Genomic DNA, 13,094 nt, shown 5'->3' with positions numbered 1-13,094 from the left:
GTATGCCGCACGTCCGACGCGACCTCGGAGCACGCCGTACGTCGGCCAGGAGTCATCCGAGCGGATGAAAGGGCTCGCGGCGCGGTCCGATCGTCCGCCCGGTGGATACGCTGGTCGGCATGTCGACGGAGGGCAACGGTGGCCACGACTGGGCCACCTGGGACGCGTACCACGACGCCTGGCGACGACTCGACCGGGCGCTCGACCGGGCCGTCCAGGCGGGCGCCGGCATCTCCGTCCCCGAGTTCGAGATCCTGATCGGCCTGCACCGCGACCCCGACCACCGTCTGCGCGTCCGGGACATCGCGGCGGGGATCGGCTGGGAGAAGTCGCGCGTCAGCCACCAGGTCACGCGGATGGTCTCCCGCGGCCTGGTCGAGCGGGCGGACTGCCCGAGCGACGCCCGTGGCAGCTGGGTGGTGATGACCGCGGACGGTCGTCGCGCGGTGCTCGCCGGCATCCGCGCGCACACCGGTGCGCTCGAGGACCTGTTCTGGAGGCCCGTGGGGACCGACGCCGAGACGCTGCGGTCCGTCAGTGCGCGCGTCCAGGACGCCATCGGCCCCGACGACGCCTCGGACGAGGCCGACGTCGGCTAGAGCGTGACGACGGCGAGCGCGCCGCGCTCACCGCGCAGCCGGACCTGCACGCTCTTGATCTCGTCCCGCGGGATGTCCGTTGACGCCGACAGTCCGCGCGCATCGGCACCGGCAGCCGTCCACGAGCCCACGGTCTGCGTCGTGCCGTCGGTCCGGACGACGACCAGGTCGTAGAGGATCGACCCGTCCGGCGACCACTCCTTGCCGCCGTACGAGCACCCCCAGTCGAAGCGGGTGCCCCACTGCTCGCCGCTGATGGCGAGCTGGACGTCGAGTCCCTGCACGCCGGTCATGTCGTAGCGGTCTGCGGTGGCAGCCGCCGTCGGAGCGGCACCGGCCTGCACCGTGGTGCGCTCCCCCGCGGCACCGACCGCGAGCCCGCCCAGGACGGCGGCGACCACCGCGAGCCCCGCGGTTGCGGCGACCCAGACCCGGCGACGGCGGCGACGGTGTCGGACGCGGTGCGCGACGGAGGCGAGGTCGCTCTCGGAACGGGTGTCGGGCCTCCCGTCCGGCTCTGCGATCTCGATCGCCTGGTCGGCCGGCAACTTGCCGAGCAGCCCCGGCAGACCGACCAGCTCCGCGACGGCGGCCGCACAGCGGTCGCACGTCTCGAGGTGCCGTTCGTACTCCAGCCGCTCACCGGCCGGGAGCGACCCCAGGACGTACGCCGCATCCCACTCCGCGTACTTGTCGTCGCTCATCGGGTCACTCCTCGTTCCTGCAGTGCGAGCCGCAGGGCTCGCAGCCCGTAGTGCAACCGCGACTTGGCGGTGCCCTCCGGGATGTCGTGTCGTCGTGCGATCTCCGGCACCGTGTGCCCGAGCCAGTACGCGTCCACCACCACGCGACGGTGGTCCGGGCTCAGCGACGCGAGTGCGTCGGCGACCACGATCCGGTCCAGCACGGCGTCCGTGCTGTCCGACTCGATCCGTTCGACCTGGTGCTCGGTGCCGTGCTCACGGCGGTTGCGGGCCGACCGTGCGTCGTCGACCACCAGGTTGCGCGCCACCGTGAAGAGCCACGCCCGCGCGCTGTCGGGTGCCCGTTCGAGCACGGCCGGGCGCTGCCAGGCGCGGACCATCGTCTCCTGCACGACGTCCTCGACCGTCGAGCCGTCCCGCGTGAGGTGCCGGACGTACCGCGTGAGCGCGTCACCGTGCTCGCGGTACAGCGTCGCGAGCAGCTCGTCCGCGGAACGACTCGTCACGGTCACTTCCCGAGGTCGAGGGAGAACTCGACGGAGCCCTTCCCGTCCACGGTGACGAAGCCGAGCGACGGGGCCTTCACGCCGTAGTCGGCGAAGGTGATCGGCACGGTGCCGGCGACCTGGACGGTCCCGCCCTTGCCGACCGCGACCTGGGCGTCGGCCGTGACCGGCTTCTCGACGCCGTGCAGGTCCATCGTGCCGGTCAGGGTGACGTCCTGCGTGGAGCCGTCGAGCGCCTTCGTGACGTCGACGGGCTTCGTCAGCTCGAACGTCGCCGTGGGGTACTTGTCGGTCTGCAGCGCGGTGGAACGGAAGTACTCGTCGCGGGCGGCTTCGGGGGTGCTGATCTTGCCGACCTGCACGGTGACGGACGCCTTGGTGAGGGACCCGCCGTCGACGACGGCGGTGCCCTTGACGTCCTTCGTGCGACCCACCACGTTCACATCATTCCCCTGCAGGACCTCGTGCACCCGGTACCCGGCGTACGAGCTGCTCTTGCTGGTCCAGGTGCCGTCGGCGTCCTTCGCGTCGAGGGTGCCGGACGAGGACGCCGACAGCGAGGGTGCTGCGGCGGCCTGGCCGTTGACGGTGTTCGCGTAGATGACCGGGCCGGCGATGACGGCTGCTGCCGCCACGACGACGACGCCGGCGGAGATCCCGATGATGACCTTGGTTCGTTTGCGGAGTGCCATACCCTCAACGACGAGGCAGCCGGGCGGATCGTTCAAACGGGTTTCAGTCGGAGGTGCGGGCGCGGTCCTGGTCGGCGCGGTCCCGGTCGGACCGGTCGTCGTCCGCCGCTGTGTCGTCCGCGGTCACGGCGTCGGCGGGGGTCTCCCCGCGCATCCGCACGAGGCTCGCCAGGGTCGACACGGCCATCGCGGCGACGATCACCAGCAGGGACACCCACGTGTTGATCTCCGGCGCCCACTCGATGTGGTGGCCGCCGTTCAGGAACGGCAGCTCGTTGTCGTGCAGCGCGTGCAGCACGAGCTTCACGCCGATGAAGGCCAGGATCACGGCGATGCCGTACTTCAGGTAGACCAGACGCTCGAGCAGTCCGCCCAACAGGAAGTAGAGCTGGCGCAGACCCATCAGCGCGAAGACGTTCGCGGTGAACACGATGAAGGGGCTCTCGGTGATGCCGAAGATCGCCGGGATCGAGTCGAGCGCGAACAGCAGGTCCGTGGTGCCGATCGCGATGAGCACGATGAGCAGCGGCGTGAAGTGCCGGACACCGTCGTGGTGGGTGCGGAACTTCATGCCGTCGTACGTGTCGGTGAGACGGACCCGGCGGCGCAGCAGCCGGACGATGAAGGTGTCCTTCTGGTCGTCCTCGTCCTCGCCGCGGAGCTGCTGGATCGCCGTCCAGATCAGCCAGGCGCCGAAGATGTAGAAGATCCACGAGAAGTTCTCGATGAGCTGCGCGCCGACCAGGATGAAGATCCCGCGGAGCACGAGCGCGATGATGATGCCGAGCAGCAGCACCTCCTGCTGGATCTTCTTCGGCACCGAGAAGCGCGCCATGATGATGACGAACACGAACAGGTTGTCGATGCTCAGGCTGTACTCGGTCAGCCAGCCCGCCAGGAACTGCCCGGCGGAGTCGCCACCGGCGAAGACCAGCATGAGCACCGCGAAGATCAGTGCCAGCCCGACGTAGATGCCCACCCAGATGCCGGATTCGCGCAGCGTCGGCACGTGCGGGCGACGCGCGACGATGAGCAGGTCGGCGAGCAGGATCGCGACCAGGGCGATCATCGAGCCGACTTCGAACACGACGGGGAGCTCGGGCATGCGGAGCCTTCCTTGCTGGTGGTGGGGCGGGCAGCTTCGTGAGCGACCCGCACCAGTCTCCGGCATGATCCGGGCGGTGGCGAACCCCGGGGCTGCGTGCGGCGGACAGACCGTCCCGCTCGGCGGCCGTCGCACCGTCCGGACGCGCCGTAGCCTGGGCGCGTGGCGACTCCGCGAGCGATCTGCTTCGACCTGGACGGGACGCTGTTCGACCACCACGGGTCCGCTCGGGTGGGCGTGACCCGGTTCCTGCAGGGCTTCGGCGTCGAGCCCACCGAGGAAGCGATCGGCGCCTGGTTCACGGCGGAGGACGAGCAGTTCGAGCGCTGGCGGTCCGGGGCGATCAGCTTCCAGGAACAGCGACGCGCACGGCTCCGCACGGTCCTGCCGCACCTGGGCATCGAGGCGCCCGGCGACGAGGCCGGCCTGGACGCGGTGTTCGACGACTACCTGCTCGCGTACCGCGAGGCCTGGCGGCTCTTCCCCGAGAGCCTGCCGCTGCTGCACGAGCTGCGCGCAAGCGGACACCGCCTCGGTCTCTTGACGAACGGCACGGAGAGCCAGCAGCTCGACAAGCTCGCTCGGACCGGCCTGGCCGACGCGTTCGACGGCGTCTGCGTCTCGGAACGCATCGGGTTCCAGAAGCCGGACGTCCGCGCGTTCCACGCCCTCGCTGGGCAGCTCGGCGTCGACCCGGCGGACTGTCTGTTCGTCGGTGACGACCCCGAGCGCGACGTGGCCGGTGCCCGGGCAGCCGGGATGCGGGCGGTGCTGGTCGACCACGCGCAGCCGGAGGCCCCTGGTCTCCGCGCACTCGTGCGGTCAGCGCGCTGACGTCACCGCGTCCGCGACGGCCCGGGCGACCTCGGTGGCGGGGGCCTCGGTCGCGTCGATGACCTCTGCCTCGGCGTGCAGCCAGCCGCGAGCCGCCTCGGCGTAGGCGTCGACGTACGCGAACCGGAACGTGGACGGCCCCACGATCGGGTCGTTCTGGATCCGGTCGCGGAGCGTCGACTCGTCGACGTGCAGCACGAAGTGCCGGACCGGGATGCCGTGGTCCGCGAGCCCCGCGGCGATCTCACGCCAGTACGCCTCGACCAGCACCGTCATCGGCATGATGAGCGGCCCGCCCACGTAGTCGTGCACCCGGCGAGCGGTCTCGACCACGAGCGGCCGCCACGGGTCCCAGTGCTGGAAGTTGTCGCTGGCCGGCAGCCCCGGTGTGACGTCCATCAGCACCTCGCCGACCTTCTCGGCATCGAGGATCCGCGAGCCGGGCAGCAGCGGCTGGAGCAGTCGGCTCGTCGTGGTCTTGCCCGCCCCGTGTGTTCCGTTCAACCAGACGATCACACCAGGACCCTAGCCGCCGACCACCCCGAGGGGCGGTCGGCGGCTGGTTGTCGATCGACCGAACGGTCAGCGACCGCTGAGGTCGTACGGGGCCACCGCCGAGTCGACCGTCGTCAGGTACCCGCCCCCGGCGAGCGCCGTCGGCAGCGTGATGGTGCGGAGCACGGAGGGCTTCGCACCGGCGGTGTCGATCTGGGTGATCTTCCCCTCGTCGCCCCGCGTCACGAACACACTGCGGCCGTCGTCGGTCGCTGCTGTGAACCGCACCGACGCCCCGGTGGCCGGCTGTCCGGCGACGGGCCCCTTGCGGAGCGGCGTGAGCGGGACCGAGGTCGTCGGGCCGGAGTAGACGCCGTCGGCCTGCTTCCGCACCAGGACGAGCGAGTCCCCGGTGCCCGACGTCAGCGCGACGGCGGCGAACCGGGCGGTGACGGCGACCCGGGTGAAGGACCCGGTGCCGAGGTCGACGCTGCTGATCCTGCTGGACGACGTCGACGAGGTGGTCAGGTACGCAGGGACGGCGTTCCACGGGGTGCCCGCAGCCGTGCTGCCGGCCTGGGTGCCGACAACGGTCGTCCCGTCCGGCGCCATGCGGGGGCGGTAGCTCTGCACGCTCGGCTTCGGGTACGCGACGGATCGGGAGCCCGTGAAGCCGGTCCGTGTCACCCGGACGGTCTGCACGCCGGCGGCCAGGTCGGAACCGATCACGGTCCCGGCGGCGTTGACGATCGGGCCGTGCGGATACGCGCCGAGGGGCGTGGTCGCGACGGGGCGCGGGTGCGTCGCCCCGCGCATGATCCCGGACACGGAGTAGGCGTCGAGGCGTCCGCCCGCGGTGACGACCAGGCGCAGGGGGCTGCCGACCAGGAACGTCTCGACCTCTTCGGTGCCGCGCTTGCCCGTCGTGGCGAGCTGCACCGCCGAGGTGTCGATCCGGGCGGTGCGCTCCGTCTTCCGCCGCAGGTCGATGACGGTGACCCGCTGCCGCTCGGAGCCGTCGAAGTCGGAGCCGACCGCCAGGTGCCGGCGCGCGGTGTCGGTCGACAGCCAGCCGGCGCGCTCCCAGCGCTCGTCGGCGTTCGGGATCGCGTAGTGCTGGGCGATGCGCGCCGTGCCGTGCGGGCCGATGGCGAGGACGTCGAGCTGCGGCTTCGACTCGTCCATGAACGCGATCTGCCCGTGGCCGAGCTGCACGGAGCCCGCGTGGGTGCCGAACTCGATCCCGCTCAGGGTGGCGGTCCGCCGACCGGTCACGGCGTCGTTGACGTACACGCGCTTCGCCGTCGGGTCAGCCGTGACGAGCCAGCTGTGGTGGGCGGTCCGCGTCACGGCGGGTGCAGCCGACGCGGGGACGGCGATCGCGGTACCGACGAGCGGCACGAGCCCGGCCAGGACGAGCGCGGGGAGGAGACGCAGGGATCGAGGGGACATGGAACTCCTGTCGAGAAGACCGGACGGTGATCGCCCAGTTGAGAACCATTATCATCAAACTCCCCGCCTTCCACCATGAGACCGTGCCAAGGTCGAGCCGTGCAGAACTCCACGACAGTCGTCATCGCCGGATGCGGCGACCTCGGGACCGAAGCCGGCCTGCGCTTCGCCGACCAGGGCCACCACGTGATCGGACTCCGCCGCCGCGCCGAGCTGATCCCCGCACCGATCACCGGCCGGAGCGTCGACCTGCGCCACGAGGTCCCCGAGATCCCGGCCGGCACGAGCGTCGTCGTCGTGGCCTTCGCCGCCGGCAGCCGCGACGTCGACGAGTACCGCGCCACCTACGTCGACGGCCTGCGCAACGTGCTCGACGGCATCGACGCCTCGGACGCCGACCCACGGGTGCTCGTCGTGTCCTCGACCGCCGTGTACGACGTCTCGGACGGCAGCGCGGTCACCGAGGAGACCCCGGCGCGCGGTGCGACCCCGACCGCCGAGGTCCTGGTCGAGGCCGAGGTCCTGCTGCGCGAGCGCGCTCCCGGCGCCGTGCTGGTCCGGCTGTCGGGCGTCTACGGTCCGGGCCGCGAGCGGCTCATCGACCAGGTCCGATCCGGTGCCGCACGGCTGGCACCGGGGACCTCACCGCACACGAACCGCATCCACCGCGACGACGCCGCCGCCGCGCTCGTGCACCTGGCGGCCCTGCCCGACCCGGCGCCGCTCTACCTGGGGACGGACGACGAGCCGAGCCGGCTGGACGACGTGCTGCGGTTCCTGGCCGACGAACTCCACGTCGCCGAGCCGTCGACGGGCGACGGCGACGCGCGGCAGGCCGGCGGCGACAAGCGCCTGTCGAATGCGCTCCTCCGGTCGACGGGATGGACACCCCGGTACCCGACGTTCCGCGAGGGCTACCGCGCCGTGCTGGCGGGTGCGGGCACCCGCCACCCGTGACGGGCACGGGAGCCGCAATCTGACGGCCGGGAGGCCCGTGGCGGACGCGACCGCGGGCCTCCCGGCCGTCAAGCGGTCCGGTCCACGGCGCGACGCTCGCGTCCGCCCCGGTGCGGCAGGAACGTCTCGTCCCGCAGGGACTGCTCGATCTGTTCCAGGGACTTGCCCTTCGTCTCCGGTACCCGCAGGAACACCAGGACCCACCCGAGCACGTTGAGCGCGGCGTAGACGAGCATCGTGCCGCCCAGGCTGATCCAGCCGGTCAGGGTCAGCGCGGTCGAGGTCACCAGCAGGTTGGCGCCCCAGAGCACCATCGCGTGCAGGCTCGTCGCGGCGGCCCGGATCCGCAGCGGGTACATCTCGGAACCGACGAGCCACCCGACGACCTGGATGCCGCCGGCCTGGAAGAACATGAACGCCAGGATCAGCACGAGCGTGAGCACCGGTGAGGGCTTGCCGTCCTGCGCGGAGAAGAGCACACCGAACAGGCCGATGCTCACGGCGGCACCCGGCAGCATCACGAGGGTCAGCCGTCGACGCCCGATCCGGTCCACCAACCGCGACCCGACGAACGTCATCACGAGGTAGACGACCCCCACACCGACGTTCGCCCACAGGGAGTAGACGTGCGGGAACCCGGCGTCGGTGAGGATCGTCGGCGTGTAGTAGATCATCATCTCGAGGCCGGTCAGCTGCGTGAACGCGGCGACGATGAGCCCCGCGATCAGGGCCGGCCGGACCCACGGCTTGCGCAGCTGCGCCCACTGCCCGGAACCGGCGCTCGGTTCGGCCTCGTCGAGCTTGCGGATGTCGTCGAGCTCGTCCTCGGCGGCATCGTGGTCCGGGCGCAGCCAGCGCAGCACCCGTCGAGCCGGACCGATGCGGTCCTGCGACACGAACCAGCGCGGGCTCTCGGGCAGGCGGAGCATCCCGAGCAGCAGCACGATGGCGGGTGCGGCGGCGACCCCGATCATGAAGCGCCAGGACACGACGCCGTTCAGGGCAACCCCGACGATGGCGGCGGACAGGATGCCGACCCCGATCGCGCAGTTGAACACCGTGACCAGGCTGCCGCGGCGCGGGCCCGGGGCGATCTCGGCGATGTAGGTCGGGATCGTCTGGGTCGAACCACCCACCGCCAGACCGAGGAACAGCCGGCTGAGGATCAGGAACACCGGACTCGGCGACACCGCGGCGAAGAGCACGCCCAGACCGAAGACGCCCGCGATGAGCAGGATGGTGCGCCGCCGGCCGACCTTCGCCGAGATGGGGCCGGTGACGAGTGCGCCGAGGATCGCGCCGACCAGGATCGACGCCGTGATGAACTCCTTGACGGCGGAACCGATCGAGAACTCCTTGCCGATCTCGATGAGCGTGCCGGAGATGACACCGGTGTCGTAGCCGTAGAGCAGTCCGCCGAGTGCCGCGACGAACGCGACCCGGGTGACGTGCCGCTTCGTGATGCGAGCCGTCTCGGCCGACCCGGTGTCCTCGGGGATCTCCGGGGGGACGCCGGGCACCTTGTCGTGCTCGTCCTCGTCGGTGGTGGTCGTCATCGCGTCCTCTCCGTGCCGGGCGCGCCCCGGACCGGCGGTCACGGTAGGCGGACCAGCACGAACGGACGTTGAGGAAGCGTCGCTCGCGCTCAGTGGCCGCGGTGGTCCTGGATCGTGATCCGCGGCCCGAACGACGGCTTCCGGAACCCGGAGCCACCGATCAACCGCACGACACGCTCCCGGTGCCCGCGCCAGGGTTCGAGCAGCTCGAGCATCCCGTCGTCGTCGACCGGGGCACCGGTGAGCGCCCACCCGACGAGCGCCGGTACGTGGAAGTCTCCCACGCTCGGCGAGTCCGGGTCGCCGTGGGAGCGCTGCGCGGTCTCGGCGGCGGTCCACTGACCGACCCCGGGGATCGACTGCAGCTTCGTGGAGACGACCTCGCCACCGCGCCCGTGCGCCAGGGTCCGTTCGAGTGCCGGCGCGAGCTTCACGGCGCGCATCACGGTGGCCGAGCGCCCCGGTTCGATGCCCGCCCGGTGCCACTCCCAGCTCGGGATCCGCGCCCACGTCCGAGCGTCCGGCGGCACCATCATGCTCGCGGGTGCCGGACCGGGCGCCGGGGTGCCGTGCCGACGGAGCAGGTACCGCCACGCGCCCCACGCCTGCCGCGAGGTCACCTTCTGCTCCATGATCGCCGGGACGAGCATCGCGACGACGGTGTTCGTGCGGAGCAGCCGGAGCCCGGGCTGCCGGTGTCGTGCCGCGGCGAGGAACTCGTTGCCGGAGACGTCGAACGACGACCAGTCGTCGCCGCGTCCGAGCAGATCGGGGGCGTGCTCGACCGCCCACGACGCACCGCTCCCCCACGCCGACACTGCGATGGTGTCGCCGGCCCGCCGGATCGCCACGGAAGCGGGACCGGAGGGCGTGCACAGCGCGAGCCACACGACGCCGCCGACCACCTGGAAGGCCGGGTCGCCGGAGCCGCGCTGCAGGGGCCGCAGGGTCGACGCGACGTCCACCGCGCCTCCAGGCCGGTACACCGTGTCCACGCGAGACGCGTCACCGGACGCACCAACGTCGTCGACGGCGGCGGAAGCGAGCAGGGACACACGGGGATGGTAATGCGGAACCACCGTCAGTCATGATGGGCACTGATCACCACCACCCGACGACGGAGTTCCCATGCGCATCGGCATCCTCACCTCCGGAGGCGACTGCCCCGGCCTGAACGCGGTCATCCGCGCGATCGTCCTGAAGGGCATCGCCATCTACGGACACGACTTCGTCGGCTTCCGCGACGGGTGGCGCGGGGTGGTCGACGGCGACATCGTCCCGCTCGGCCGCAAGGACATCCAGGGCATCGCGAAGCAGGGCGGCACGATCCTCGGCACCAGCCGCACGAACCCGTTCGAGGGCCCCAACGGCGGGTTCGAGAACATCTCCGCGACCCTGCAGCGGCACGGGATCGACGCGATCGTGGCGATCGGCGGCGAGGGCACCCTGGCCGCCGCGAAGCGCCTGACCGACGCCGGCCTGCAGATCGTGGGCGTGCCGAAGACGGTCGACAACGACCTGGGCGCGACCGACTACACGTTCGGCTTCGACACCGCCGTCGCCATCGCGACCGAGGCGATGGACCGCCTGCGCACCACGGGCGAGTCGCACTCGCGCTGCATGGTCGCGGAGGTGATGGGCCGGCACGTGGGCTGGATCGCGCTGCACTCCGGCATGGCCGCGGGCGCGCACGCGATCCTCATCCCGGAGCAGAAGACGAGCATGGAACAGATCGCGAAGTGGGTGCGGGCCGCCTACGACCGCGGTCGCGCACCGCTCGTGGTGGTGGCCGAGGGCTTCGTCCCCGACCACGAGGACACGGCGCACACCGAGCGCGGGCTCGACGCTTTCGGGCGGCCGCGGCTGGGTGGCATCGGCGAGCGCCTCGCGCCGCTCATCGAGGAGATGACGGGCATCGAGACGCGGGCCACGACCCTGGGGCACATCCAGCGCGGTGGCACGCCGACCGCGTACGACCGGGTGCTGTCGACCCGGCTCGGGCTGGCGGCGATCGACTCCGTCGTCGAGGAGCGCTGGGGCCGGATGGTGGCGCTGCGGGGCACCGAGATCGAGCACGTCTCGTTCGAGGAGGCGCTCGGGGAGCTCAAGACCGTGCCGCAGGCGCGGTTCGACGAGGCCGCCATCATGTTCGGCTGAGCGGGGCTGGGGGCTGGGGGCTGGGCTGGGCTGGGCGTACCGGGTCGAATCGGGCATACCTGGTCGGTTGTTCTGCCCCGGTACGCCCGAATCCGCCAGGCATCGCGCGCGTTCTGGGAAAGAACGGGCATGCCGAGGCGCCGCCGACTCTGCGCCGCGTCAGATCGGCGTACCTGGTCGAATCGGGCGTACCTGGTCGGATGTTCTGCCCCGGTACGCCCGAATCCGCCAGGCATCGCACGCGTTCTGGGAAAGAACGGACCGAAGGCCGGGAGGCCCGGGGTAGCGTCCGGCGCATGACCCGCGCCGTCCTCGTGTCCAGTGCAGCCCCGCCCACCGTCACCGACGTCGACCTGCCGGATCCGGCCGAGGGCGAGGCCCTCGTCGATGTCACGTACTCGAGCGTCAACTACAAGGACGGCCTGGCCCTCGCGCGGAACCCCGGTGTCGCCCGGCTCGACCCACTGGTGCCGGGGATCGACGTCGTCGGCACGGTGTCGGGGCTCGGGCCGGGCGTGCACGAGGTCGCGATCGGTGACCGGGTGGTGCTGAACGGCGCCGGCCTGGGTGAGACCCGACACGGAGGGTGGGCAACGCAGGCCGTGGTGCCGTCCGGGTCGCTCGTCGTGCTGCCCGAGGCGATCGACGACTCGTTCGCGGCGGCCATCGGCACCGCGGGGTTCACGGCGATGCTCAGTGTGCTGGCGTTGGAGCGCTTCGTCGCGCCGGACGACGGGCCGGTGCTGGTGACCGGGGCATCCGGCGGGGTCGGCACCGTGGCGATCGCGCTCCTAACGGCCCGCGGGTACCGGGTCACGGCATCGACCGGTCGCGCGGCCAACACGGACTCCCTCCGTCGACTCGGGGCGACCGAGGTGATCGACCGCGGCACCCTGTCCGAGCCGGGCAAGCCGATGCAGCGCGCCACCTGGGCCGGAGCGGTGGACAGCGTCGGCGGGGCCACGCTGGCGAACGTCCTGGCCTCGACCCGGTGGGGCGGTGCGGTGACGGCGTGCGGGCTGGCGCAGGACTCCGCGCTGCCGACGACCGTGCTGCCGTTCATCCTGCGGTCGGTGTCGCTGCTCGGGATCAACTCCGTCGACGCCCCGCTCGAGCTCCGACGTCGGGCGTGGGACAGGCTCGCGACCGACCTCGACGCGGCGCTCCTGGCTGACGTCACCCGCACGGTGACGCCCGAGCAGGCCATCGCGGTGGGGGCCGAGGTCGTCGCGGGACGGGTGCACGGACGAACGGTCGTCGCCGTCACGGGCTGATCCGGCGTGCTTTCCGAGCGATTCATTTAGCAAACGTTTGCATATTGGCACGCTAGGATTTCGAGTGTCGATTTCGTCCTCGAGGAGATGACATGCCGGTCCCCAAGTCCACCGTGGAGAGTTCTCCCCGGAAGCTCCTGCGCGACGTCGTCTACGACAAGATGCTCGCGGCCCTCCGCGACGGCACGCTGCAGCACGGCGAGCGCCTGAACGACGACGAGCTGGTCCAGTGGCTGGGTGTGAGTCGCACCCCGATCCGCGAAGCGATCGCGAAGCTCGTCGACATCGGCCTGGTCGAGATGGAGGCGAACCGGTACACCCGCGTCGCCACACCGACCTTCGAGGACTGGGTCATCGCGACCCGCGCGACCGCCGGGTTCTTCGAGCTCAGCCTGCGCTGGGGCGTCCCCGAGTACAGCGACGAGGACGTCGAAGCCCTCACCGCGCTGCTCGACAAGGCCGACCGTATGCGCAAGGTGCGGGACTACGGCTTCAGCGGCGCCCTCACCGAGATCATCGAGTTCGCCGTCGAGCACTCCGGCAACCCCCTGGTGCAGAACGCGGCCGTCGGCGCCATGGAGCGGGTCCGCTTCACGCTCAACCCCACGCCGGCGTTCGAGCAGTACGGGTCCGAGGCGTTCTTCTCGATCCTGCGCGAAGCGCTCACCGAGCGCGACGGCGAAGGCGCTGCCGAGGCCGGACGAGCCCTCACCCGCAACTTCGAACAGCACATCGAGGCGGTCCGCGCCGACCGCGGCTGACC

At 71.4% G+C, this 13,094-nt stretch carries 14 protein-coding genes; 6 read left to right on the top strand and 8 right to left on the bottom strand.

Going from position 1 to position 13,094, the window contains the following annotated elements; all coding sequences use genetic code 11:
- Positions 1-119: 119 nt before the first annotated feature.
- Entirely contained in the window at positions 120-599 is a 480-nt protein-coding gene (locus tag BIU91_RS05095) for a MarR family winged helix-turn-helix transcriptional regulator (protein ID WP_071404493.1), read from the top strand.
- On the opposite strand, the gene BIU91_RS05090 is transcribed toward BIU91_RS05095, so the two are convergent.
- The 4 genes from BIU91_RS05090 to BIU91_RS05075 are packed head-to-tail and all read right to left on the bottom strand — an operon-like array spanning position 596 to position 3,606.
- Positions 596-1,303, bottom strand: coding sequence for a zf-HC2 domain-containing protein (locus BIU91_RS05090; RefSeq protein ID WP_071404492.1), 708 nt, complete (start codon positions 1,301-1,303; stop codon positions 596-598). The genes BIU91_RS05095 and BIU91_RS05090 overlap by 4 nt on opposite strands.
- Positions 1,300-1,809, bottom strand: a complete 510-nt coding sequence (locus BIU91_RS05085) for a sigma-70 family RNA polymerase sigma factor (protein ID WP_260688267.1) — start codon at positions 1,807-1,809, stop codon at positions 1,300-1,302. Before BIU91_RS05085 ends, BIU91_RS05090 begins: the two co-directional genes overlap by 4 nt.
- Before the next feature lie 2 nt (positions 1,810-1,811).
- Positions 1,812-2,501, bottom strand: a complete 690-nt coding sequence (locus BIU91_RS05080; RefSeq protein WP_071404490.1) for a YceI family protein — start codon at positions 2,499-2,501, stop codon at positions 1,812-1,814.
- A gap of 43 nt (positions 2,502-2,544) precedes the next feature.
- On the bottom strand, positions 2,545-3,606 hold the full coding sequence (locus BIU91_RS05075) for a TerC family protein (protein WP_071404489.1): 1,062 nt from the start codon (positions 3,604-3,606) through the stop codon (positions 2,545-2,547).
- A 162-nt stretch (positions 3,607-3,768) separates the two neighbouring features.
- On the opposite strand from BIU91_RS05075, the gene BIU91_RS05070 reads away from it, so the two are divergent.
- Entirely contained in the window at positions 3,769-4,440 is a 672-nt protein-coding gene (locus tag BIU91_RS05070) for an HAD family hydrolase (protein ID WP_071404488.1), read from the top strand.
- Here the strand turns inward: BIU91_RS05070 and BIU91_RS05065 are convergent.
- A complete protein-coding gene (locus BIU91_RS05065) occupies positions 4,429-4,956 on the bottom strand; it encodes an AAA family ATPase (protein ID WP_071404487.1) in 528 nt (175 codons plus the stop codon). The two genes, BIU91_RS05070 and BIU91_RS05065, sit on opposite strands and share 12 nt — an antisense overlap.
- Before the next feature lie 66 nt (positions 4,957-5,022).
- A complete protein-coding gene (locus tag BIU91_RS05060; RefSeq protein ID WP_071404486.1) occupies positions 5,023-6,387 on the bottom strand; it encodes a hypothetical protein in 1,365 nt (454 codons plus the stop codon).
- Between the two features lie 99 nt (positions 6,388-6,486).
- Between BIU91_RS05060 and BIU91_RS05055 the strand changes: the two genes are divergently transcribed.
- Entirely contained in the window at positions 6,487-7,344 is an 858-nt protein-coding gene (locus BIU91_RS05055) for an NAD-dependent epimerase/dehydratase family protein (RefSeq protein ID WP_084740654.1), read from the top strand.
- Between the two features lie 68 nt (positions 7,345-7,412).
- Here BIU91_RS05055 and BIU91_RS05050 read toward each other — a convergent pair whose 3' ends face one another.
- Together BIU91_RS05050 and BIU91_RS05045 are read right to left on the bottom strand one after the other, a co-directional pair.
- Positions 7,413-8,900 (bottom strand): sugar porter family MFS transporter, encoded by a 1,488-nt coding sequence (locus BIU91_RS05050; protein ID WP_084740651.1) that lies wholly within the window; start codon positions 8,898-8,900, stop codon positions 7,413-7,415.
- Positions 8,901-8,989: 89 nt separating this feature from the next.
- Positions 8,990-9,955: a DNA-3-methyladenine glycosylase gene (locus tag BIU91_RS05045; RefSeq protein ID WP_084740648.1), complete on the bottom strand. Its 966-nt coding sequence runs from the start codon at positions 9,953-9,955 to the stop codon at positions 8,990-8,992.
- Between the two features lie 73 nt (positions 9,956-10,028).
- On the opposite strand from BIU91_RS05045, the gene BIU91_RS05040 reads away from it, so the two are divergent.
- The 3 genes from BIU91_RS05040 to BIU91_RS05030 all read left to right on the top strand — a co-directional run bounded on the left by BIU91_RS05040 (position 10,029) and on the right by BIU91_RS05030 (position 13,092).
- The gene (locus BIU91_RS05040) at positions 10,029-11,057 is read left to right on the top strand and encodes a 6-phosphofructokinase (RefSeq protein ID WP_071404484.1); all 1,029 of its coding nucleotides are present in this window, start codon (positions 10,029-10,031) and stop codon (positions 11,055-11,057) included.
- 296 nt (positions 11,058-11,353) lie between these two features.
- Positions 11,354-12,331, top strand: coding sequence for an MDR family oxidoreductase (locus BIU91_RS05035; protein ID WP_071404483.1), 978 nt, complete (start codon positions 11,354-11,356; stop codon positions 12,329-12,331).
- Positions 12,332-12,423: 92 nt separating this feature from the next.
- Entirely contained in the window at positions 12,424-13,092 is a 669-nt protein-coding gene (locus BIU91_RS05030; protein WP_071404482.1) for a GntR family transcriptional regulator, read from the top strand.
- Positions 13,093-13,094 lie beyond the last annotated feature (2 nt).

This window comes from Curtobacterium sp. MMLR14_002, from assembly GCF_001864975.1.
GTDB classification, from domain to species: Bacteria; Actinomycetota; Actinomycetes; order Actinomycetales; family Microbacteriaceae; genus Curtobacterium; species Curtobacterium flaccumfaciens.
The sequence above is the reverse complement of the archived record's forward strand: the minus strand, read 5'-3'. Positions and strand labels throughout refer to the sequence as shown.

Bases quoted from the DNA above. Each gene is read 5' to 3' on its own strand.
- BIU91_RS05095 (WP_071404493.1), top strand. From the start codon at position 120: ATGTCGACGGAGGGCAACGGTGGCCACGACTGGGCCACCTGGGACGCG.
- BIU91_RS05090 (WP_071404492.1), bottom strand. From the start codon at position 1,303: ATGAGCGACGACAAGTACGCGGAGTGGGATGCGGCGTACGTCCTGGGG.
- BIU91_RS05080 (WP_071404490.1), bottom strand. From the start codon at position 2,501: ATGGCACTCCGCAAACGAACCAAGGTCATCATCGGGATCTCCGCCGGC.
- BIU91_RS05075 (WP_071404489.1), bottom strand. From the start codon at position 3,606: ATGCCCGAGCTCCCCGTCGTGTTCGAAGTCGGCTCGATGATCGCCCTG.
- BIU91_RS05060 (WP_071404486.1), bottom strand. From the start codon at position 6,387: ATGTCCCCTCGATCCCTGCGTCTCCTCCCCGCGCTCGTCCTGGCCGGG.
- BIU91_RS05050 (WP_084740651.1), bottom strand. From the start codon at position 8,900: ATGACGACCACCACCGACGAGGACGAGCACGACAAGGTGCCCGGCGTC.
- BIU91_RS05040 (WP_071404484.1), top strand. From the start codon at position 10,029: ATGCGCATCGGCATCCTCACCTCCGGAGGCGACTGCCCCGGCCTGAAC.
- BIU91_RS05035 (WP_071404483.1), top strand. From the start codon at position 11,354: ATGACCCGCGCCGTCCTCGTGTCCAGTGCAGCCCCGCCCACCGTCACC.
- BIU91_RS05030 (WP_071404482.1), top strand. From the start codon at position 12,424: ATGCCGGTCCCCAAGTCCACCGTGGAGAGTTCTCCCCGGAAGCTCCTG.